General features: G+C 45.5%; 18 protein-coding genes and 1 tRNA gene. 15 read left to right on the forward strand and 4 right to left on the reverse strand.

Features of this window, described 5'->3' with window-relative positions; translation table 11 throughout:
* Position 1: 1 nt before the first annotated feature.
* Positions 2-460 (reverse strand): division/cell wall cluster transcriptional repressor MraZ, encoded by a 459-nt coding sequence (gene mraZ / locus strainIA91_RS03060; protein ID WP_400167635.1) that lies wholly within the window; start codon positions 458-460, stop codon positions 2-4.
* Positions 461-700: 240 nt separating this feature from the next.
* On the opposite strand from mraZ, the gene strainIA91_RS03065 reads away from it, so the two are divergent.
* Both strainIA91_RS03065 and strainIA91_RS03070 read left to right on the forward strand, forming a co-directional pair.
* Positions 701-1,618, forward strand: a complete 918-nt coding sequence (locus strainIA91_RS03065) for a DMT family transporter (protein ID WP_400167636.1) — start codon at positions 701-703, stop codon at positions 1,616-1,618.
* Positions 1,619-1,654: 36 nt separating this feature from the next.
* Positions 1,655-1,739: transfer RNA gene (locus tag strainIA91_RS03070), tRNA-Leu, on the forward strand.
* A gap of 237 nt (positions 1,740-1,976) precedes the next feature.
* Here the strand turns inward: strainIA91_RS03070 and strainIA91_RS03075 are convergent.
* Complete coding sequence (locus tag strainIA91_RS03075) at positions 1,977-2,825, reverse strand: DUF3078 domain-containing protein (RefSeq protein WP_400167637.1); 849 nt, start codon at positions 2,823-2,825, stop codon at positions 1,977-1,979.
* 314 nt (positions 2,826-3,139) lie between these two features.
* On the opposite strand from strainIA91_RS03075, the gene strainIA91_RS03080 reads away from it, so the two are divergent.
* The 8 genes from strainIA91_RS03080 to strainIA91_RS03115 all read left to right on the forward strand — a co-directional run bounded on the left by strainIA91_RS03080 (position 3,140) and on the right by strainIA91_RS03115 (position 10,596).
* Positions 3,140-4,369: a KamA family radical SAM protein gene (locus strainIA91_RS03080; RefSeq protein WP_400167638.1), complete on the forward strand. Its 1,230-nt coding sequence runs from the start codon at positions 3,140-3,142 to the stop codon at positions 4,367-4,369.
* A gap of 28 nt (positions 4,370-4,397) precedes the next feature.
* Positions 4,398-5,390: a D-alanine--D-alanine ligase gene (locus strainIA91_RS03085; RefSeq protein WP_400167639.1), complete on the forward strand. Its 993-nt coding sequence runs from the start codon at positions 4,398-4,400 to the stop codon at positions 5,388-5,390.
* Complete coding sequence (locus tag strainIA91_RS03090) at positions 5,383-6,387, forward strand: ATP-grasp domain-containing protein (RefSeq protein WP_400167640.1); 1,005 nt, start codon at positions 5,383-5,385, stop codon at positions 6,385-6,387. Before strainIA91_RS03085 ends, strainIA91_RS03090 begins: the two co-directional genes overlap by 8 nt.
* Positions 6,356-6,832: a GNAT family N-acetyltransferase gene (locus strainIA91_RS03095; protein ID WP_400167641.1), complete on the forward strand. Its 477-nt coding sequence runs from the start codon at positions 6,356-6,358 to the stop codon at positions 6,830-6,832. The genes strainIA91_RS03090 and strainIA91_RS03095 overlap by 32 nt, the downstream gene beginning before the upstream one ends.
* Positions 6,833-6,998: 166 nt before the next feature.
* Complete coding sequence (gene ablA, locus strainIA91_RS03100) at positions 6,999-8,339, forward strand: lysine 2,3-aminomutase (RefSeq protein ID WP_400167642.1); 1,341 nt, start codon at positions 6,999-7,001, stop codon at positions 8,337-8,339.
* The gene (ablB, locus tag strainIA91_RS03105; protein ID WP_400167643.1) at positions 8,336-9,178 is read left to right on the forward strand and encodes a putative beta-lysine N-acetyltransferase; all 843 of its coding nucleotides are present in this window, start codon (positions 8,336-8,338) and stop codon (positions 9,176-9,178) included. Before ablA ends, ablB begins: the two co-directional genes overlap by 4 nt.
* A gap of 307 nt (positions 9,179-9,485) precedes the next feature.
* Positions 9,486-10,079 carry an exonuclease domain-containing protein gene (locus strainIA91_RS03110; RefSeq protein WP_400167644.1) on the forward strand — a complete coding sequence of 198 codons (594 nt, stop codon included), beginning with the start codon at positions 9,486-9,488 and terminating at the stop codon, positions 10,077-10,079.
* 100 nt (positions 10,080-10,179) lie between these two features.
* A complete protein-coding gene (locus tag strainIA91_RS03115) occupies positions 10,180-10,596 on the forward strand; it encodes a BT0820 family HAD-type phosphatase (protein WP_400167645.1) in 417 nt (138 codons plus the stop codon).
* 273 nt (positions 10,597-10,869) lie between these two features.
* Here strainIA91_RS03115 and strainIA91_RS03120 read toward each other — a convergent pair whose 3' ends face one another.
* Positions 10,870-12,084 carry an ROK family protein gene (locus strainIA91_RS03120; protein ID WP_400167646.1) on the reverse strand — a complete coding sequence of 405 codons (1,215 nt, stop codon included), beginning with the start codon at positions 12,082-12,084 and terminating at the stop codon, positions 10,870-10,872.
* 185 nt (positions 12,085-12,269) lie between these two features.
* On the reverse strand, positions 12,270-14,819 hold the full coding sequence (glgP, locus tag strainIA91_RS03125) for an alpha-glucan family phosphorylase (protein ID WP_400167647.1): 2,550 nt from the start codon (positions 14,817-14,819) through the stop codon (positions 12,270-12,272).
* Between the two features lie 171 nt (positions 14,820-14,990).
* Here glgP and metH point away from each other — a divergent pair, with 171 nt between their 5' ends.
* The 5 genes from metH (at position 14,991) to pdo (ending at position 23,405) form a co-directional block, all read left to right on the forward strand.
* The gene (metH, locus tag strainIA91_RS03130) at positions 14,991-18,377 is read left to right on the forward strand and encodes a methionine synthase (protein WP_400167648.1); all 3,387 of its coding nucleotides are present in this window, start codon (positions 14,991-14,993) and stop codon (positions 18,375-18,377) included.
* Positions 18,378-18,444: 67 nt separating this feature from the next.
* The gene (locus strainIA91_RS03135) at positions 18,445-19,473 is read left to right on the forward strand and encodes a B12-binding domain-containing protein (protein WP_400167649.1); all 1,029 of its coding nucleotides are present in this window, start codon (positions 18,445-18,447) and stop codon (positions 19,471-19,473) included.
* The gene (locus tag strainIA91_RS03140) at positions 19,470-20,960 is read left to right on the forward strand and encodes a sensor histidine kinase (RefSeq protein WP_400167650.1); all 1,491 of its coding nucleotides are present in this window, start codon (positions 19,470-19,472) and stop codon (positions 20,958-20,960) included. The genes strainIA91_RS03135 and strainIA91_RS03140 overlap by 4 nt, the downstream gene beginning before the upstream one ends.
* Positions 20,961-20,979: 19 nt before the next feature.
* Entirely contained in the window at positions 20,980-22,662 is a 1,683-nt protein-coding gene (locus strainIA91_RS03145; RefSeq protein WP_400167651.1) for an amidohydrolase family protein, read from the forward strand.
* A gap of 98 nt (positions 22,663-22,760) precedes the next feature.
* Positions 22,761-23,405, forward strand: a complete 645-nt coding sequence (gene pdo, locus strainIA91_RS03150; RefSeq protein ID WP_400167652.1) for a protein disulfide oxidoreductase — start codon at positions 22,761-22,763, stop codon at positions 23,403-23,405.
* Positions 23,406-23,419 lie beyond the last annotated feature (14 nt).

The raw sequence follows: 23,419 nt of genomic DNA on the forward strand, positions 1-23,419 counted from the left end.
CTTAAAGCAGGATGTCGTTCGCTAACGTCGTAAAATCTTCTTCAGACAGAGAGTGACTTTGTTCGAAGGACTCAAGGGTTTCGGGATCCCAGAGTTCAATCTTATTGAGAGTCCCGACAATCATGATGTCACGGGTAATACCTGCATAATCCATCAGTGCCGGTGTAAGAATAATGCGACCCTGGGAATCCAGGGGACATTCTGCGGCGAAACGTGTGATCTGACGGAGGAAGAGCCTGTGTGTCTGTTTAATTGATGACAGCTTTTCGCTGAGTTTCCGGGTCATATCCTGCCAGAAAGGCTCAGGATAAACCAGAATGCAGGGGTCGTCAATACCCCGTGTGATGACCATGGTGGAAATGCCGGCTTCCGATAATTTCTTCCGGAACCGTGAGGGTATGTTGATCCGGTTCTTTGAATCAACGGTGTATGGATATTGTCCGATAAAATCAATATGCATTTGCCGTTTACCCTCTTTTGGAACTCTCAACCCACATTAAGGGAAAATCACCCACTTTCTCACACAATGATACACAATGGACTGAATTAAATCAAGAAAAAAATTGAGTATTCTTTTTACTATTTAATAAGACATTTAATTAAGTATCAAGGATATCGCAATAAAAATATAAAAATGGATAAAAACAAAGCATGAGATTGCTTTCTGTGTTTCCTCCTCCGGGTTTTGTATTTTCTCATCATGAAAGTACGGGTGATACTGGCAACAGCAGGGATGACGTTTTTAGCATCCTTTACAACCATTGCGGGAAAACAGGCAGCTGTAGAGGTGGATTCCTTTGCCGTGGTTTATCTCAGATATATCCTGGCATTTCTCACCTTATGGGTGATTCTCCGGATTCGGGGAGAGCGGGTTGAGATTGACTGGAAAGACTGGAAATCCCTTCTTTTTCTGATGGGTACCGGGATTCTTCTGAATCAGAATCTTTTTGTCCTATCCCTGAAACATACGGTGCCGAGTCATATATCCCTCATATATGCCACGACGTCTGTCTGGGTTATGTTTATGAACTGGCTGGCCGGAAAGGGACATCCTGAAAAAAGGAAAGTTCTGTCTGCCCTTTTGGCAATCACAGGCGTGGGGATTGTTGTTGGTGCCAGTCTTTTTGTGTTTAACCGGGAAATTTTTATCGGCGATGTGATTATCCTGGGTGCGACTCTCAGCTGGGCATCCTATACGGCTTTTGGAAAGACGATGGTACACAAATACGGCCCCATAAGGATTACATTTATTGTCCTGGCAGGTGCCATGATAGCCTATACACCGTTGGGACTTCCCCGTGTTTTAGCGGTCCCCTGGGAGGATGTTTCCACTTTGGCGATTCTGGGAATACTCTATATGGGACTCTTTACCAGTGGGATATCTTATATATTGTATTACGATATTTTACGACATGTGGATGCATCCCACCTGGGATTGATGGTTTCAGCTCAACCCCCAACAACCGTTATCATCAGTGTCCTTGTAGGTTATGAAACACTCAAAATCAATACCGTTTTGGGTATTGTTTTCATTGGTGGTGGAATTCTTCTGGCCAGCCGGACCCGTCATATACCACCTCCGTCCATCCCGCCGTCAGGAAAAGGGAAATCGATTTGACACCTCTTGGAAATCCTTTAAATTCCAATGCGTTATGCAGCCGTGGTGGAATTGGCAGACACGCCAGACTTAGGATCTGGTGCCGTAAGGCGTGGGAGTTCAAGTCTCCCCGGCTGTACCAATTAAAATGATTTACACCGTATCTTAATACGTCTGTTTTGAAAGCCAACTTGGCAACTATATGAAATCCTGAGTTATGATTTTATGATTTAAGTGCGCTGAAAGTAGAATACAGGCATCCAATTTCATCAGATTATAATATATGAGATTAGTAATGTTATGAATCCCCTGAATTCAAAAAAAAAGAGGTTTTATATAAAACCTCTTTTCTGTGCGTACCAAGATGTATTAGTAGAATCTAGAAAAAATTATAGGTCAATCCAATAGCCAGCGCTTCCTTGATCTGACGTTTGACATGCAGATTCCGGTCGTATAAGAGGCGGAATGCCAGATTGACATTGACATATTTATTGATGGTTGCTGTTAATTGACTGTCCCAGTCTACATCAATTTTATTCAAGGCGGAAAAATCACTGAAGAGGGATAACTGTGAACTGAACAGGAGATTTTCTGAAAAAGAAAGATTCAAATCTGTCACAGATTCAGCTCCAAATTCAATACGTGATGTTTCAATTTCAGCTGTCTCAGGATCATCGGCATACGGGACGGGAAAATCAGAGGTTATGGTTTCTTTCATAGAAGCCCCCAGGCGTGTGGAAAAGGAATCTTTAAACTGATAACCCATGCCCACACTTTGAGTAAAATATCCCGGATCCATAAAAGCGGAAATAGCCATTCTGGATGTGTCCGAGTATTCATAGCCCTTGGCAAACTGGGTTCTGGCAGTCAGGGCAGCATAGGGATTGACCGGCAGTCCCAGTTTACGGGTATACACCGATTCCAGTTGGATCTCATCAACAGCTTTCCGTGATTGGTCTGATCCAATTTTTGATTTTCCGAAATTGGCATTTCCGCTGCTAACCCATTTAAATGTGGTCTCTTCCCGTGTAGCTTTGCCCTTGATATTTAATTGCCAGGACCAGGCATTGTCACCACCTTCAACCCAATTGTCCAAAGCAATCTGACTCAGATTCAGATTCCCTGTCATGGTGTATGTCCATCCGGATTCTTTTTTGTCTTCCTGTGCCATGATCATCAGGGTAACTGTCATCAGTAACAGAACTGTTCGAAATACCAATTTCATCATGCTCTCCTTTTTTGTTATTACAATAATATGTGTTTTATGTGGCGTTTCGTTTCAAATCCCTTTATTCTGGAGAATGATGAGTCTGGTTATCCTCAAATGATGTATCATTCTCATATAAATTTAAGATTGCAACAGAACAACAGACAGTGTTTTCATGATTCATGAAATCTACACCACTGATACCCTGAGGAATTCGAGTAAACAAATTTTTTTTATTTTTAAAAAATTTTTAAAAAAATGTTGTAAAAAATGCGTAAAATGACCTGTTATTCATAGCGTTTCAGCGAAAAGGCTGAAACAAGGGAGGGAATAAAATGAAACGAGAGATGTTACCTGACGACGATGATGTTCCACTTGTCCCGGAGCCTGGTGGCGCGGCGTTAACAGTGGAATATGGTGCGAAACAGCCTGATGCTGTTTCTTTTTTTTATAGGCGCTTTTTTCCCGGATCCACGGCAGAAGAATGGCAAGACTGGAAATGGCAGATCCGGAACAGTATCCGTGATATTCATCAGCTGGAGCAGATTTTTACCTTACGTGATGACGAGATAGAGGCATTTCGTAATTCCGGTGTTTCATTACCTTTACGAATGACACCGTATTACGCCGGATTGATTTATGGTAAGGGACCGGAGTGTCCTCTTCGGAAAACCATGATTCCCCGAAAAGAAGAACTGACGGTTAGTTTCGGAGAAAGTGGTGACCCTTTGAGTGAAGATAGCATGACTCCGGTTCCCAATATAGTTCACCGATATCCGGACAGGGTTTTATTTCTGGTAACGGAATTTTGCGGAGCATATTGCCGCTATTGTACACGGCACAGACTGGTTGGACAGGAGAAGGAGCATTTCCGTTTCAGTGTAGCAGCCTGGGATAAAGGAATTGAATATATCCGCACCCATCCGGAAATCAGGGATGTGATTATTTCGGGAGGAGATCCCCTAACCCTGGATGATTTCCGTCTGAACAGTCTTCTTTCCCGCTTGCGGGCAATTCCCCATGTCCAGATGATCCGCATTGGTTCCAAGGTTCCGGCGGTTTTGCCCCAACGGATTACTCCCTCATTGGTGGAAATCCTGAAAAAGTACCATCCCCTATATATGAGTCTCCATTTTACCCATCCCGATGAGATGACGGCGGAAACCAACCTGGCGTGTACCCGGCTGGCGGATGCCGGAATCCCTCTGGGAAGCCAGACAGTCCTGTTGAAGGGAGTCAACAATGACGCGGATGTTTTGAAAGAACTTTATCACAGACTTTTGAAAGTCCGTGTCAGACCATATTATCTGTATCAGTGTGATCCGGTTCAGGGTTCCGTGCATTTCAGAACACCTGTCCGGGAAGGTTTGGAGATTATGGCAAAACTCAGGGGATTTACCAGCGGGTATGCCGTGCCGACCTATGTGATTGATGCCCCCGGCGGCGGTGGAAAAATTCCCCTGCTTCCGGATTATGTTCAGGGACACGATGATCAGTATATTTACCTGAAAAACTATGAAAACAAAGCATTTCGGTATCCTGACCCGACCGGAATACCCGAATAACCCGCACTAAATATAACGTGAGACTCACATGAATATTGGATTTACGTATGATCTGAAAGATGACTATTTACGGTCAGGATACAGTGACCTGGAAGTGGCGGAATTTGATTCCATTGAAACCGTTGAAGGTGTGGAAAGTGCTCTGAAATCAATGGGCTATACCGTGGACCGTATCGGTTCCGCCCGGGATTTGATACAACGCTTATGCCGGGGAGACCGTTGGGACCTGGTTTTCAATATCGCCGAAGGGATAAGGGGTATAGGCCGCGAAGCACAGGTTCCGGCAATTTTGGACGTTTACAACATCCCCTATGTTTTTTCCGATCCCCTTGTGTTTTCCGTGACCCTCCATAAAGGCATGGCAAAACGGATCGTGAGGGATGGGGGCGTTAAAACACCTGATTTTCAAATTATCCGGTCTGAAGAAGATGTATGGCATATCAAATTACCGTTCCCTCTTTTTGCCAAACCTTTGGCAGAAGGAACCGGTAAAGGAATTGGGGCAAAGTCTGTAGTTCATTCACAGGAAGAATTGTCTGTCGTCAGCAAAAACCTTCTGGACCGTTATCAGCAACCGGTTTTGGTGGAACGCTTTTTACCGGGTCGTGAATTTACCGTGGGAATCACGGGTTCCGGATCCAGGGGACAGGTTGTGGGAGTCATGGAGATTTGTTTCCTGCCGGATGCTGCAAGTGAGATCTATGGTTTGGTCAACAAGAAAAACTACCAGGATTTTGTCCGATACCGGGTACCGGAACAAAGTGTCTATGATGCCTGTGCCGAAATGGCCCTGAAAGCCTGGTGCCTGCTGGAATGTCGGGATGGAGGCCGGATCGATATCCGACATAATGAAAATGGAGAGCCGGAATTTATTGAAGTCAACCCGTTGGCTGGATTGCATCCTATAGAATCTGACCTTCCCATACTTGCCCGGCTGAATGGTGTGTCCTATGAAAACCTGATTGGACGGATTATGGAATCGGCACGGCTCAGAATTTTTGGGGATGCTTCCCATGAATAAAAAGCGAATTGTGATTCTTCATCAGGAAGTTCATGAGGATGGTCCACCGGACGAAGTGGATGTCCTGAATGCTGCAGAAAGTATCCGACAGGTCCTAGAAACTGAAGAATTTGAACCGGTCACCCTGGCAGCGGATCCCGGTTTCCGTTTCATTCCTGTCCTTAAAGCCATGAATCCTTTCCTTGCCTTCAATCTGGTGGAAACATTTGGCGGTTCGGCGGATGCAGCTGCCATGATTCCAACCATCCTGAAATTTCTTAAAATCCCGTTTACAGGCAGTTCCCATAGGACTCTTTTTTTAACCACGGACAAAATACTCACAAAGAATATCCTTTCGGAAGCCGGACTCCCTACACCCTCTCTTTTTAAACGGCAGGATTCAGATCATTTTATACCGGGATGGTATATCTTCAAACCCGTTCGTGAAGATGCTTCTATCGGTATTTCAGACGATTCTGTCAGGGATGTCCGATCCTACAGTCAGGCACAGCAGATTCTTGAATCCTTTGAAAAAGCAGAGTCCATCCCTTTCTTTGGAGAACATTTTGTGCCGGGACGGGAATTCAATGTCTCCGTCATCGAACATGGAGGCACAGCCCAGATCCTGTTTCCCGCGGAAATGATCTTTACCGGTGATGTAAATCCCTTTAAAATTGTGGATTATGAATCCAAATGGGTGGAATCATCTTTCCGTTACCGGCAAAGCAACCGGACTTTTACCTATTCTGAATCCGATCAGGTTTTGTTGAATCGTTTGAGAGAATTGACAGAACAATGCTGGCATCTCACCGGACTCCAGGGATATGCCCGGGTGGATTTCCGGGTGGATGAGGACAACCAACCCTGGATTCTGGAAGTGAATGCCAATCCCTGCATATCACCCGATGGCGGTTTGGCCGCTGCGGCCTTGTATGAGGGACTGTCATATCAGGAACTTATTTTGAGGATTATCCAAGAGGCAATCCATGACGATCAGAAGAGGGATCCTTCCCTCTGACATAGCGTACATTGAAAAAATCCTGGCATCCAGCGGACTTTTTCATGACTACGAAATTAAAACAGCCTGTGACATCGGTAAAGAGGTCCTGTTTAAAGGTGAAGAAACAGGTTATACCTTCCTGTTTCTCGAAGAGGAAAAGAATAAACCTCTGGGATTTGCCGTTTTCGGCCCGGTTCCCTGTACCCATCAGCGCTTTGATCTCTACTGGATTGGCGTCCATAAAGATGCCCAGGGGAAAGGATACGGTAAAATTCTCCTCCAAACCTGTGAAAAATTCATCAAAGAAGAAGGAGGGGAAATTATGTATATCGAAACCTCTTCGCGGGAAGATTATCTGCCGACCCGGGAGTTTTATCTGAAAAACGGGTACCGGGTTGAAACAATTCTCCCGGATTTTTATGATGAGGGGGATAGTAAATACATTTTTTCAAAAAGACTCTGAATATCCATACCCTCTTAAAACCGAATCTTGACGAATAGCCGGTTTTTTTCTTGAAACACTTATAAAATATCATTATATTTATATGTTGAATACGTTGAAAGAAAAACAGGACAATTAGCATAAAATTTCCAGGCGACATTGTGGATTTATTCAAAAGGAGAGACATATGAGCATATTTAATGATCATCAGAAAGAGCTGGCCGGCAAAATAGCCGACGATGTAGAATTAAAAAAGTGGAAGGACTGGAAATGGCAATTGCGTCATTCTGTCCGGGATATTGATACATTTGAAACGTTACTGGGTATTAAATTCACTCCTGAAGAACGGAAGAACCTGGACGAAACCGTAAAACGTTTTCCTCTGTCCATTACGCCCTATTATTTATCCCTCATTGACACAGAGGACCGTGAAAACGATCCGGTATGGATGCAATCTTTTCCGAGTCCATCCGAATTAATGCATGCTCAGTATGATATGCCTGATCCCCTGGCAGAGGACAGGGACAGTCCGGTGGAAGGAATTACCCATCGTTATCCTGACAGGGTTTTGTTTCATGTCAGCAATACCTGTTCCATGTATTGCCGTCATTGCACCCGGAAGCGGAAGGTCGGCGATGTAGATTCCATTCCAAACCGGACACAGATACAAAAGGGGATTGATTATATTGCGAATACTTCGGTTGTCAGAGATGTGCTCTTATCCGGTGGGGATCCTTTCCTTCTAAGTGACCGTTATCTGGACTGGATTCTCACAGAGTTACGGAAGATTGAGCATGTGGAAGTCATCCGCATCGGGACCCGCACACCGGTTGTCTTGCCTTATCGGATTACGGATGAATTGGTAGCTATGCTGAAAAAGCATCAGCCTTTGTGGATCAACACTCATTTCAATCATCCCCGGGAAGTCACAGCATCAGCCCAGGAAGCCTTGAGAAAACTGGCAGATGGTGGATTTCCCCTGGGTAATCAAAGTGTGCTTCTGGCCGGCGTGAATGACTGTCCCCGTATTATGCGCCGTTTGGTCCACAAACTGGTCAAAAACCGTGTCCGCCCCTATTACCTCTATCAATGTGACCTGTCCGAAGGCTTGTCCCACTTCCGGACACCTGTCAGTAAAGGGATTGAAATTATTGAAAGTCTGATAGGCCATACCAGTGGTTTTGCTGTACCCCGTTATGTGATTGATGCCCCCGATGGTGGGGGTAAAATACCTGTTATGCCGAATTATCTTATTTCTTGGGGAACCAATAAAGTGGTACTCAGAAATTATGAAGGGGTAATCTGTTCTTATAAGGAACCGGATAGTTATAAGCCTGTCTTTTGTGACAGGAATTGTGATGATTGCAAACTTCAGCTCAAGCTGGATGAAGCCGATGAATATAAAGCTATTGGCATCGAAAAGCTCTTAAGTTACGATGATGACACCTATTCACTGATTCCCCAGGATAATGAGAGATTCAGCCGGAGAAACGGGGAGGACGATGACATAGAAGAGGATGACCAATGACGGATCAAACGGAATATATCGGAAAATCCCTGATTCAGCACGGAACCTATAACGACCGGATTTATCTCATGGAGTGGGGAGAAGATGATCCGGAGTTCATTGCTGAATCCCTGCTGGAATTAGCCCGACTGAAAAAGTATACCAAGGTTTTTGTCCGGATTCCCGAGAAAGGAATCCGGCCATTTATCGACAGGGGGTTTCTTACTGAAGCCGTGATACCGGATTTATATGCCGGGAAGGAGAAAGGATATTTTTTGGGATATTTCCTGTCCGACCGGAGGAAAAAAGCAAAACGGGAAGAGCATTTAAATAAAGTGTTGCGAACGGCTCTGGATAAATCTGTCAAACCGGCCCCTGCTTCCTTGAAAAAAGGGTTTAACCTTCGGATGGCTGAAGAGAAAGATCTTCCTGAGCTGGCGACTGTGTATCAGGCCGTTTTTCCCGAATATCCCTTTCCCATTGGAGATCCGGATTTTTTGAAGGAATCCATGGATTCGGGACATAATCGGTATTTTATTGTGCATAACGAAGAAAAGATCATTGCCGCTTCTTCCGCTGAGATGTACCGGGATCATGCCTTTGTAGAAATGACGGATTTTGCCACATTGCCTGATTATCGCGGACGTTCACTGGCAAGACACCTGTTGAAAAAGATGGAGACATATTGTTCAAAAGAGGGTTTTATCACGGCCTACACTATCGCACGGGCTGTCTCTTTCGGCATGAATATCACATTCTCCCGCCTGGGTTACGAATACGGCGGGACCCTGATCAATAATACACGGATTGGGAAGGGAATTGAGAGTATGAATGTGTGGTTTAAACGTTTAAATGTTTAAGGGTTCAGGGGCTCAGGGGTTCAAGGGTTCAAGGGCTCAGGGGTTCAAGGGTTCAGGGGTTCAGGGGCTCAGGGGTTCAGGGGTTCAAGGGCTCAGGGGTTCAAGAGCTCAGGGGTTTATGGGTATCTGATGAGGTACAACTCAAGACTCAAGACTCAAAACTCAAAACTCAAAACTCAAAACTCAAAACTCAACTCATTACTCATCACTCCAACTCACTACTCTCCACTCTCAACTCAAAACTCAACTCATTACTCATCACTCCAACTCACTACTCTCCACTCTCAACTCAAAACTCGGAGAAAACGTGCTATTGAAAGAAAGCAACATAACGGTCCTCGATTTTGAAACAACAGGACCGGTGGCAGATTACCCGGATGAGCCCTGGCAAATTGGGCTAATCGTCCTGGAAAAAGGAAAAGTGAATCCTGAAAAAAGCCTGAATCGTTTTCTCTATGTAGGGGACCGGCCGATTAATCCCTATGTTCCGGGTCGTCATGCCCGTATCCGGCATCTGCTCAAACGGTCTCCCCGGCTTGTTGAATTGTGGCATGAAGTTCGACCATTTATTGATGGGCAGATTTTGGCAGCTCATAATACGGGAACAGAGAAAAAAATCCTGGGAAACGTTTTCCCTGCCCATTCAGATGGAATTTGGATAGACACACTCAATATGAGCCGTCAGGTATGGCCTGGTCAGGAAAAGTACAACCTGGAATATCTGTTGGACCGGCTGAATCTCACCACCACCGTGAAAAAAATCTGTCCTGATGGTCATCCCCATGATGCCTACTACGACGCGGTTGGATCGGCCTTCATATTGGAAATGATTTTAAGACAACCCGGTTGGGATCGTATGACTGTTAAGCAGGCGCAAAAATTGTCTGAAAAACGGAAATGACGCGTCACGTCAGTCTTTTGAAATGGTTTTTTTTATTCATCCGACCACATTTGCGAAATAAACCAGGGTTATATAAATTCTTAAAAAAAGTGGAGCTTCTATGATCATAGCAGTGGATTTTGACGGGACACTTGTGGAACACCGTTATCCGGCCATCGGGAAAGAGATCCCCTATGCCTTTGAAACACTGAAAATTTTGCAGCAGAAGGGACATAAACTCATTTTATGGACTTACCGGACCGGTGACAGTCTGACGGAAGCCGTAGAATACTGCAAAAAGAAGGGTGTTGAATTTTGGGCCGTGAATGAAAGCTACCCTGGGGAAAACCGGGAAAAAAACAGAGGCCGGAAAATCAATGCGGAGATATATATTGACGACCGGAATATCGGCGGGTTAGTGTCCTGGACAGAGATCCTTCAACTGCTCCATCCGGAAGATTACGACTTGGAATCCCTGTATAAAAAGAATATCAAACGGAATGTGTTAAGACGTTTTTTTGACCGCCTTCGTCAATAATTCAAATTTGTCGATATTTTGTTGTTATTCTTCTTTAAAAGAGCTTAATAATTCATAAAAAATCAAAAAAAACTGAACAATCAAAAAAATATCCTTGTTTTGTGTCTTGAGAATTGTTTACCTTATACGTGTTGAAAGATAATGATGTACCGGAAGCCACCCTTTCCGGTTTTGCAATAGTCATTTTTCTCTTTCATCATGCTTCTCTCTCTCCCCGGTCCCGGTCTTAGTACCGGGACTTCTCTTTTAGGGGACTTTTTCGTCATTTTTAGGTCAGGATTTGGTAAAAAAGGCAGGGTTCAGATCGAGGAGTTCATGTAGCACCAGGGCTACAGCTCCAACGGAACCTCCCATATTCTGAAAACGTGAAGGTTTTAAATCCAGAGTTGCTGAAAAGGGACTAAGGGAGCAAGTGTCGATAACTTCCCGTAATCGTGAATAAAAAAGGGGATTATTCTCCGTCATCGGGCCGTGAAAAATAAAGGCTTCGGGATGAAAAATATTTACCAGGAAAGCAAGAGCAATACCAAGGTCTGACAGGGCCTGGTTAAAGATACTCAGTGCTGCCTGATCGTTATTCAGCAAGGCTTCCCTGAATCGGTCCAGAGTGACAGGTCCGGTATAAGATTTGAGAAGCGAGGATGTGGACCCTTGTTGCAACATTATTTCGACTTTTTTCAGCACCGCATGGTCTGAAGCCCTGTCTTCCAGTGTCAGCCGGGGCATGTCTTTCTTGACGTGCGTCAGGTTATCCAGACAGATTTGTCCCAACTCTCCGGGGATATCCAGTAGTTTGTTCTCGTATACAATACCGCATCCAATGCCATAACGGATATCTACACATATGAAATTTTTATAGATTTTTCCTGATCCAAAGCAGAGTTCACCCAGAGAAAGAAGATTCGCCTCATTATCCAAAAAGACCGGGATATGGGTTTTCTTTCGGATAAGGGAAGCAAGGGGGATGTCTTTCCAACCAAAGGTGTGGGAGTATGTGAGAATTCCCTCCTGCCGGTTGACAAGTCCCGGAACGGACAATCCCACTCCTCTCAAGTGCCCCCGGGATGGTATTTTAGATTGCATTCCCTCGATGCACTGGAGGACCATGTGGTTCACGTCCTCCACCGTTGCCCCGGCGGATGTTTTCATCGTGACAGACTCCCGGATTTTTCCGGACATATCAGCCAGGATACAGGATGAGGTCTCTTTTTCAAGATCTATACCAATCGCATAATTTTGAGTGGCCGGGAAATGGAATAGCTGTGATGGGCGGCCTCCTTTTTCACCGGATTCCTGGCTTCCGGAGGAAACAACCAATCCAAAATTTTCCAGATTCTGAAGGGAGCGGCTGATGGTAGGGATGCTTAAACCCGTTTTCCGAGCAAGCTGATTCCTGGAAATTTTTCCGCTGGTCCGGATGAACCGAAATATGCGGGATTGATTTAAATGATGCAAATAGCTGGGACGGCCTTTTGGAACTTGATTCATGATCACTTACCGGTTCTTTTGGTTAAACATGATTCATTATTAATTATACGAATTTATAGGATTGAAACACATGAAAATTAAATTGAATTTGGGAAGTAGGGATAAAATAAAAACGACAGCCTTTAAGACTGCCGTTTTTGTCTATAACTTTTATGCGGGAATATCTTTTATATATTCCGTAAGAATTAACTGACAATCTGCATCCAGCGGATCATTCCCGTTTCAAAGGGATGCAGCAGGTCTTTATGCCAGGGCCTTACCCGAACGTTGTAGCTGTAGGTCCCTGCCTTTGGAATTTCCACCGTTCCTGCATAGACATATCGTCCTTCGGTATTTTTTTTCTTGAGTTTCAATTCCACGACAGATACTGGTGCCTGATCTTCCTGGTATTCCCTCACCAGATATACTTCTACTTTAACATCCTCAGGATTCAATCCATCCAGCATTACATCACAGGTGATCTGCATGTGCAATGTATTGATGAATTCTTCCACCGGGTTGATTTCAGTAACCCAGACATCCTTCCAGGCATGAACAATTTTCTGCTTCCATTCCACCAGCTCTTTTGCTTTTTTATAATTATTTACTGTTAGGAGTTGTTTGTGTTCAAAAGCCGGTTTATAAAGATTGTTCATATAGTCTTTTACCATCCGGTGTGTACTGTATACCGGAGTCACTGACCGGATGGATTCTTTCATACGGCGAATCCAGGCTTCGGAATAGGGATCACCATTTGACCTTTCAAAATATTCCGGTATGATGGCATTCTCCAGTGTGTAGTACAGATTCGCACTATCCTCACTATCCTGGATATCGTTATTGGCATATTCTTTCGGTTCGCCGATGGTCCACCCGTTTTTTCCGTTGAATCCTTCCACCCACCAGCCGTCAAGAACGGAAAAATTGATGCCGCCGTTTACAGGTACTTTTTCACCGGATGTCCCGCTGGCTTCCCGGGGACGCCTTGGATTATTCAGCCAAATATCCACACCGGACACCAGATAACGTGCCAGGGTCATATTGTAATTTTCCAGAATGAAAATTTTACCCAGAAACGGTTCACTCATGCTGATATGGTAAATTTCCTTGATCAGGGATTGTCCCGGACGATCGGCAGGATGTGCTTTTCCGGCGAAGAAAAAGACCACCGGTTTTTCCCGGTTGGAGACAAGGCGTTTCAAACGTTCAATATCCCGGAAAAGAAGAGTTGCCCGCTTGTAGGTGGCAAAACGCCGGGCAAATCCTATAAACAATGCATCCGGTGTCAGGTTTTCCAGGGCACGGTCTGTAATGTATTGGGGAACACCATTCCGCTGGTCCCGGTTTCTGATGCGCTGCTTAACCACATCCACCAGCCGCTGCTTCCGAATTTTATGGACATCCCAAAGCCGTCCGGCCGGGATATCGTTGACGGTTTCCCACATCTCCGGATTATCAATGCGTACAATCCAGTCGTCTCCCAGATATTCATTATAGAGCTTTCTGAATTCTCGGGAAACCCAGGTTTCCGTGTGTATTCCGTTGGTTACGTGGCTAATGGGAATTTCACTAACCGGAATATCTTTCCAAATATCACTCCACAAACGACGGCTTACTTCACCGTGCAGACGACTCACTCCGTTGCAGCTTTTGGCCATCTTCATGGCAAGGACCGTCATGCTGAAGTTCTTGTTGACATCCCGTCCCAGCATGTAAAAGGTATTCCAGTCCAGTCCGTAATTCTGAAAACAATGATCAAAATATTTATGCATCAGGGCTTCGTCAAAGGCATCGTGTCCTGCTGAAACAGGCGTATGGGTGGTGAAAATGGAACTGCTGGATACGATTTCTTTCGCCACGTCAAAGGCCATGCCCTCTTCAACCAGTTCACGGACCCTTTCCAGAACCAGAAAGGCTGAATGTCCTTCATTCATGTGCCAGACGGAAGGTTTGTACCCCAGCAAACGCAAAGCCCGAACACCTCCGATTCCCAACAACAGTTCCTGGGTGATCCGCATTTCATGATCTCCACCGTACAGTTGGGATGTCAAAATCCGGTCTTCAGGCAGATTTTCCTGAATGTCCGTATCCAAAAGGTAGATGGATGTCCTTCCGGCCTGCATTCGCCAGATCTGTGCATACACTTTCCGCCCAGGTAAATTGATAAAGATTTTGCGGGGATTGCCCTTCTCGTCCCGGATCAGTAAAATAGGAATTTCTCCAAAATCATAACTTGGATACATGTTTTCCTGATTTCCATCCCCGTCTATCTGCTGGTTGAAATAACCCTGTTTGTACATCATTCCCACACCCACCAGAGGTATACCCAGATCACTGGCGCTTTTACAATGGTCACCAGCCAGGATCCCCAATCCACCGGAGTACACGGGAACGCTTTCATGAATGCCGAATTCTGCCGAGAAATAAGCTACCAGAAAATCCTCTTTCTCCGGGTATGTTTCATCAAACCAGGTGTCCTTCCGGGACATGTAATGATTGAATTCATCCATCACCGATTTCATCATGTCCAGAAATTCGGGATCATTTGCTTTGGTATTGAATTGATTCTGACTCAGATATTTTAAAAGTTTTAAAGGATTGTGTTCAACATCATACCACAGTTCATCCCCTAAGGTCCGGAACAGCTTCTGGGCATTGGGCTTCCAGCTCCACCATAAATTGTAACTGAATTCTTTCAGTTCCTGAAGCTCTTCGGGGACAAAACTCTGGACAGTTATCCTGCGAAAATTTTTCATGATTCCTCCGTTTGCGAGGAAAATTATTGGAGTTTACCGACGGTGACAAGAAAAATATCACCCAAATATGAGTGAATAGCCGGGAGTCCCTGAGAAAAGATTCCCAAATGGCGATTGTCTGTTTTTCCTCTCTCCGGATTCCGGTAAATTACATAAAGCATACGAGGTGATATGACCATCAGCAGAAAAGCTTTTCACGATTATCTTACCCGGGGCGTTTGCATCATTGACGGAGCCATGGGGACTCTGATTGATGATGCCGGTTTAAAGCCGGAAGATTATGCCGGTCACGAAGGATGTCCTGAAATGTTGAATGTTTCCCGGCCGGACCTTATTGAATCCATTCACCGGCAGTATCTGGATGCCGGGGCCAATATCATTGAAACAAATACCTTTGGGGCCAATGCCCTGGTTCTGAAGGAGCACGGTTTGGAAGACCGGGTCTATGAGTTGAATGTAGCAGGAGTCCAACGGGCCAGGAAAGCTATCAATGCTTTGAAGACAAAGGAGGATTTCCACCTGGTGGCCGGATCGGTGGGACCTGGTAGCCGGATGCCCTCCCTGAACCATGTGAGTCCCGACACCATTTACACAGCCTACCAAGCTCAGATTCAGGGTCTGACCGACGGAGGTGTTGATCTGCTCATCATTGAAACAGCTCAGGATTTGCTCCATGTTAAGACCCTGGTCCGGCTTATTTTGGATATTGCACCGGATATTCCCCTGATCGTTTCTGTTACTATCGAATCTACAGGCACCATGTTGGCCGGATCTGATATTCCCGCGGTGGTCACTGCCCTGTCTCCTTATCCCTTGTCTGCTTTGGGACTCAATTGTGCAACGGGTCCTGAAGGGATGCGTTCTCATCTGCGCCAATTATCTGAATTGTCACCCTTTCCGGTATTTGCCATGCCCAATGCAGGCTTGCCGGTTCATAAAAAAGGGCGTTTTGTGTATGAACTGGAGCCGGAAAAGATGGCTTTGGAAATCAAAACTTTTGTGCAGGATATGGGTGCTTCCATTGTCGGCGGGTGTTGCGGTTCCACACCCGATCATATCCGCTGTATTGCAGATAAAGCCGGTAAAGTGCAAAACACATACTCCCGTAAAGTCTCTGGTGAGTCAAGCGTTTCATCCCTGTATCAAAGTCAGGCTGTCCGGGTAGAACCGGCGCCCCTTCTGATTGGGGAACGGGCCAATGCCAATGGATCCCGGGCTTTCCGAAAAGCATTGCATGAGGAAGACTGGGATACCATGATGTCCATAGTGAACGGACAGGAGCAGGAAGGGGCTCATGTAGTAGATGTTTCCCTTTCCGTTGTTGGGCGGAATGAAAAAACAGATATGGATTATTTTTTCCGCCGATTGAACACGGAATGCCGCCTTCCCCTGCAAATTGACAGCACCGATCCCGTGGTAATTGAAACGGCCCTGAAACGGTGTGCCGGTCGGTGCATTGTGAATTCAGCCAACCTGGAAAACGGAGAAGAGGCTTTTCTTTCCATGGCCCGGCTTTGCAAACAATACGGAGCCATGCTGATTTGCCTGACGATTGATGAAGAGGGCATGGCCAAAACAGCCGGGCGGAAGTGTGCCGTTGCCGGCCGGATGATTAAACTGGCGGAAAAGGCCGGACTCAGCAGACAGGATCTCTTTATGGATCCCCTTACCTTTACCCTGGCAAGCGGAGAAGATGCGGACCGGAATACGGCAGTGGAAACCCTTAGGGCTGTAAAAGAAATCCGGGAATCTTTCCCGGAGGTCCATCTGCTGCTGGGGGTAAGCAATGTTTCTTTTGGATTGAAACCCCGGATCCGGCATATGCTGAACTCGGTCATGTTGTATGAGGCGGTACAAGCCGGGATACATGCAGCCATCATCCATCCCGGAAAAATTATGCCCCTTCCGGATATCCCCGATCCGCTACAAAAGCTATGCCGTCAACTTATTTTCAATGATTCGTCGGAAGAGGATCCTTTGATTCACCTGATTCAGGCCGGAGGAGAAGATATTCCACAGGAAGATTTAACAAATCAGGAAGATATTTCACCGGAAGACCTTTTAAAGAAAAAACTGCTCCATGGGGATTCTTCCGGACTTGAGAAGGTGCTGATGGCGTTAAAAAATAACATTTCTCCCCTGAATATCATCAATGATATCCTGTTACCGGGCATGAAGGAAATCGGTGAACTTTTTGGATCAGGTAAAATGCAGCTCCCCTTTGTCCTGAAATCGGCATCCGTTATGAAAAAAGCGGTGGATATCCTGAAACCCTTCATGGATAAAAACGAAAGCATGATCCAGGGTACGGTGATCCTGGCAACAGTACGGGGCGATGTGCATGATATTGGGAAAAATCTGGTGGATGTGGTTTTATCCAATAATGGATTTATCGTTCATAATATCGGTATTCGACAAACACCCGAAGCGGTGTTGAATGCTGTCCAGACGATTCAACCTAATGCTCTTGGGCTCAGCGGACTTCTGGTCCGGTCTACCCTTGAAATGAAAAATACCCTGATAGTGCTGAAAGAAAATCACATCACTATTCCTGTTTTACTTGGAGGTGCCGCTTTGACGGAATCTTTTGTCCGTGAAGAGTTGGCACCTGTATATGAAGGTAACGTTTTTTACGCCGCCGATGCGTTCCGGGGCTTGTCTATCTTGAATGCCCTGGATGAGAAGACAGAAGAAAAAAATATCCTTCAAAATAAAAAAAAGAAGGAAAAAAGTTCATTTGAAAAAGAAGAATGCCGTCAAACCGGGCTCTCTGCCTATGAGTATCCCGGTCCGCCTGTTGAGGGTGTGCAGATCCGGCAGGAAATCGATCTGGATACACTTGTAAACTATTTGAACCGTAAAACCCTGTTTACCTTTCAGTGGCAGTTGCGCAAAGGGAAAATGTCCCGTGAAGAATATGAAACTTTTTTAAAGGAAGAAGGGGAAGAACGCCTGGAGGAAATGCTTCATCGGGATGAAATCCGGAAGTCTTTCCATCCCAGAGCTGTGTATGCCTTTTGTCTGGTTCAAAGACAGTCGGATACAGTGCTTTCAATGCATCTTCCCGGCAGTTCCGAAAGATGTAATCTGTCTTTTCCACGGCAGGACAAGGGTGAGTGTCTTTCCGTGATCGATTACTTTTTACCGGACCGGGAGGGACTTCTGCCCATTCAATGCGTGACCATGGGTGATGAAGCCGTCCGTACCAGCCGCCGTTTGTATACATCCCATGACTATGCCGAATATTTCTTTTATCATGGACTTTTAATGCAATTGACCGAGGCTCTGGCTGAAGAAAACCATGCCCGGATTCGCCATGAACTGAGTCTGGATAAACATAAAGCGGAAACATATCAAAAACCCGGAACTTTTCAGGGGATCCGAATCAGTCCGGGTTATCCCATGGCACCTGGACTTGAAAGTCAAAAGACGATTCTTAAGCTTCTGAAAACTTCAGATATCGGTGTCAGTCTTACCTCAGGATATCAACTGGTACCGGAATGCTCTACAACTGCCTTGATACTGATTCATCCCGAAGCAAAATACTTTAAAATATAAATATAAAAAAGGGTCGATTTTATGCATAGCAAACTGTATTTTTGCCTATACCAGGGAGGATTTTCCCATGATGAACGAAAACAGCAAAAAGCTGGATCAGCATAGACCGGATATTCTTCGCTTGAGTCTGCAAAAAATGATTTCCGAAGATGTGTGTGACATCCGGAAAAACCGGGATATTTGCGAACGGGATCTGAAATACATTTTACAGTACCTGTCCCAGGCAGTAGATCTGGATTCACCTATTCTGTTTCGGGATTTTACAGCCTGGCTGGCTGATGTTCTCATCAATAAAAAGATACCCGTGAGTCACCTTCGGACAAGTTATGACATTTTGCGTGAAGGGATTCATACGGTATTTCCCGGGGAATCCTGGGTGGATCCGTTCTTTGCTGAAGCAGAGGAAAGTTTTAACATGGTTCAGGAATCCCGGGAAGGGGATATTCTTCCGTCGGAAGATACACTTTCGGGTCAGTATATCCGGCATGTCATCCGGGCGGACCGGAATAATGCCCGGCAAATAGTAATGAAGGCTCTGCAGGAAGGAATGACTATTTCAGATCTCTATCTGAATGTGTTTGAGCCGTCCCAGCGAATGATCGGACGATTGTGGCAGACCAGTGTGATCAGTGTTGCCCAGGAGCATTATGCGACAGCTGTGACCCAGATGATCATGTCCGAACTTTATCCCCGGATTTTTACCTCGGAGAAAAACGGCTGGAAAATGGCTTCCTTTTGTATCGGATCTGAATTGCATGAACTGGGTATCCGGATGGTGGCAGACTTTTTTGAAATGGATGGATGGGATACCTCGTTTTTTGGCGCCAACGCTCCCATTCCCGATATGTTAAAAACCCTTCGGGATGAAACATTCGACCTGATCGCTGTTTCCACCACCATGATGGTGCATCTTAAAACACTGCAGGCTTTCATAAATGATATCCGGGTCCAGGACCCTCTGAAAACCATGAAAATTATGGTGGGTGGTTACCCTTTTCTGGTGGATGGAGATTTGTGGGAAAAGGTCGGTGCAGACGGAACAGCCCGAAATGCTCAAATGGCTGTTAAGCAGGCAACAGAATGGTTTGAATCATGAAAGATCAACATTCAATACATTTTGCACTCCTGACGGATGAGACGGGAAATATCCGGAAAATTCTCCGGGATGATCACGCCTTGGTATCGGAAAATCTGACGTATCTGGGAGAATTGGTGGAAGATAAGACTCGACTATCCCATTTTTTTTATGAAATTGCATATCATGGCGCGGCTGTCATTCGGGACATAAGCCTCCGGAATATGCCGATGACGGTTCAGCTTATCGGTGCCAAAACAGAATCTGGTTTAACCATCATTTGCACTGCCGAAAATGTGGTTCTTCTGGATTATATCCAGGATCTGACCAGCATGAACTCCGTTCAGACGGATACCATTCGTCATCAATCCAAATTACTGTCAAAAAAGAATTTTAATGAAGATGATCTTTTAAACCATTTTTCACAACTGAACAACAATCTTGTGGATTTACAGCGTAAACTGGTGAAGAAAAATGAAGTCCTGATGCGGTTGACACTGCAGATGAATACTGTTTTTGAGTCGGCAGGACTCGGATTTGTTTTTTTAAAAAAGGATGGAAAAATCGACACGTTCAATGCCATGGGAACAGATTTTTTTCACCGCCTTACCGGACAGACCATTCAACCGGGCATGTCGATTCTGGAACTGGCGGTACCGGATTCGCCTGAAGGTATTCAGGGTTTGTTGGCCAGGAGTCTGGAGGGGGATTTTGATTCCACCGATGTTTATGCAGATGGCTGGTTTGAAATACGGACGACTGCTGTAAAAGATGACAGCGGCCGCCAGAAAGGCGTACTTTTGATTTCTGAGGAAATCAGCCGGAGAAAAAACTACGAGAAGACCATCGAAAGCCAGAAAGAATTCCTCCATCTCATGAACAAAATTCTCCGGCACGATTTGGCAAATATCTTTACCATTACTAAATCTGCCACATCCCTTTATAAAAGAACATCGAATGAAGAGATGCTGGACAGTATCGTGGAGGCCTCTGACCGGGGTATCCGGATGATTGACCGGATGAAGAACGCCGAAAAAATTCTGCATGACCCGGACAAACTCCGGCCCGTGTCTCTGGAAGGGGCGGTTTACCGGGTGATGAAGGATTATAAGAACCTGTCATTTACATGTCATGGACAGGGATGTATTTATGCTGATGACCTGATATATTCTCTCTTGAACAATCTTGTGTCCAATGCGATTCGTCACGGCAAGGCAACGGATATGATGTTCGAGATTTCCGGAGAAGGGGATGCCATGGTGTTGAAAGTCGCCAATAACGGAAAACCCATACCGGATGAGATCCGTGACAAAGTATTTGAAGAAAATTTTAAATTTGGTAAAACGGCCCAAACCGGTCTTGGTTTATTTATCGTTCAAAAGACAACGCTTCGGTATGGGGGAGTGGTGAAAGTGGAATCCTGCAAAGAGTGGAATACCTGTTTCATTTTTACTTTTCCCAAAATCACAGAACCTGAAAAGACATTTAAATCAGAAAATTGTGAATAGAAAGAACGGAACATTAAGTATGAAACAATCATCGGGGCAATGGACACGCAGGGATTTTATTAAAACGAGTCTGTTGACGGCAGGCGGATTGGCATTGGGTTGTTCAGTTCGTTCCCGGCTGGACATTCTCATCCAAAATGTCCGGATTGCAGATGGTACAGGCCAGGAAATATATACAGCGGATATTGGGTTACGCGATGGAAAAATCACAGCCATCGGATCCCTTAAAAATGCCACCGCCCACATGATTATTGACGGGAAAAAATATGTGGCGGCTCCGGGTTTTGTGGATATCCACAGTCATACCGATCTCGAATTGCTGGCAAATCCCAATGCGGAAGGGAAAATCCGCCAGGGAATCACGACGGAGGTCTCGGGAAATTGTGGATCATCTCCCTTTCCCCTGACGAAAACAGATGTGGAAAAATTGCAACAAAAGCTTCGGGATCAGTATCAGATAGATGAATCCTGGAAGGATTTGGATGGTTTTTTTCGTGCCATTGAAAAGCGGGGGACATCCATAAATTACATGACTCTGACAGGTCATGGAGCCCTGCGGGATACGGTGATGGGATCATACGACCGGGATCCCTCTGCTGATGAATTGAAAACCATGAAACAGGTTCTGGCCCGTACCCTGGAGATGGGGAGTCTGGGACTATCAACAGGCCTGGAATATGCCCCGGGGAGTTACGCCAGAACAACAGAGCTCATCGCCTTGTCCAAAACAGTGGCAGAATATGGGGGATTGTATGCCACTCACATGCGGAACGAAGACGACCGGGTGGAAGAAGCCATTGAAGAAGCATTGGACATCTCCCGCCAGGCCGGTGTTTCCCTGCAAATATCTCATTTAAAAGCCTGTAACAAGAACAATTGGCACAAAGTGGATGCCATGCTTTCGATGATCGATAAAGCCCGCCAGGAAGGAATTCCTGTCCATGCAGACCGCTATCCTTACATTGCGTGGTCTACAGGACTTTCGGCCTTTTTACCGGTATTGGCACGCCAGGGAAGTACGGAAGAGATGATAGAACGACTGAAGAACCGTCATAACGAAGAACAGGTCCGGGATTATATCCTTGGCCGGGGTGCACGGATCGGAGGTTGGGATCGTGTACTCATCAGCAGCTGCCGGGGTGCCGGTGGTAAAGATTTTGAAGGTAAAACATTGCAGGATATTAGCCATGCCCTGGGGTTGAGTCCCTACGAAACGGTACGAAAGCTTCTGATTGATTTTAAGGCAGAAGTTTCAACTATCGGATTTGCCATGGAAGAAAATAATCTGAAAAAAGTCCTCAAGGCGGAATTTGTCAGCATTGGATCAGACGGTTCGGTCAGGGCAACTTATGGGCCCCTCTTCAAAGGTAAACCCCATCCCCGCTGTTATGGATCCTTTCCCCGGGTTTTGGCGAAATTTGTCCGGGATGAAAAGGTGCTGTCCCTTCCCGAAGCCATACGAAAAATGTCCGCACAGAATGCCCTGAAAGTGGGACTTACAGACAGGGGTTTTATCCGGGAAAAGTACGTGGCGGATCTGGTTCTTTTCAATCCGGATGCCGTACAGGATAAAGCCACATATTTAAATCCCCACCAGTATCCCGAAGGAATTCCCTATGTCTTTGTAGAGGGTGTACCTGTCATCCGTGAGGGAAATCATACCGGGAAACATCCCGGGAAAGTCCTAAGGCATAAAGGTTAAATAAAAAAATCTGTTAACATAAAAATTGAATCTTTAGCTGGATCATTGTAACGCCGGGACTTCTGTGTCCACTAAAAAACCAGATTTAGGAGAAACTTTTGGGATTTTTTTCAGAAAACGACAAACGAACCCTCAGAACTCATCTGTCAGGTATGTCCGACCCGGTACAGCTTGTCTTTGTCAAACGGGACACAATGTGCCCCTATTGCCGCGAAACCCGGGAATTGCTTAAGGAATTTGCTGAATTTTCCGATAAAATACGGGTGGATGTATACGATATTGACAAAGATGCAGGTGAAATCGGTGATCTGGACATCGAGAGGGTTCCGGCACTTGCTCTCCTGGACCACTCCATGAAGGATACGGGGATCCGGTTTTACGGGATGCCTGGAGGATATGAGTTTCATTCCCTTTTGGGGGCGGTTCTTGTTGTTTCCAAAAGACGGACCGGGTTACCGGAAGATTTGGTCCGGCAGATCAGTCAAGTTGATACACCCCTTCATATACAAACGTATGTCACGCCAACCTGTCCTTATTGCCCATCTGTGATCCGGCTTATCCACAAAATGGCTTTTCTTAATCCCCATATACGGGCGGATATGATTGAAGTGACGGAATTTCCTGAATTGGGAAAGGAAGCAGGGGTCAAAGGAGTTCCAAAAACAATTGTCAATCATCTTTTCGATCTGGAAGGTGCTTTGCCTGAGGATCAGTTTATTCACACGATAATAAAAAACTTATAAAAAAAATCTGGAGG

The sequence above is a fragment of the Candidatus Neomarinimicrobiota bacterium genome (assembly GCA_041154365.1).
Taxonomy (GTDB): Bacteria; Fidelibacterota; Fidelibacteria; order Fidelibacterales; family Fidelibacteraceae; genus Fidelibacter; species Fidelibacter multiformis.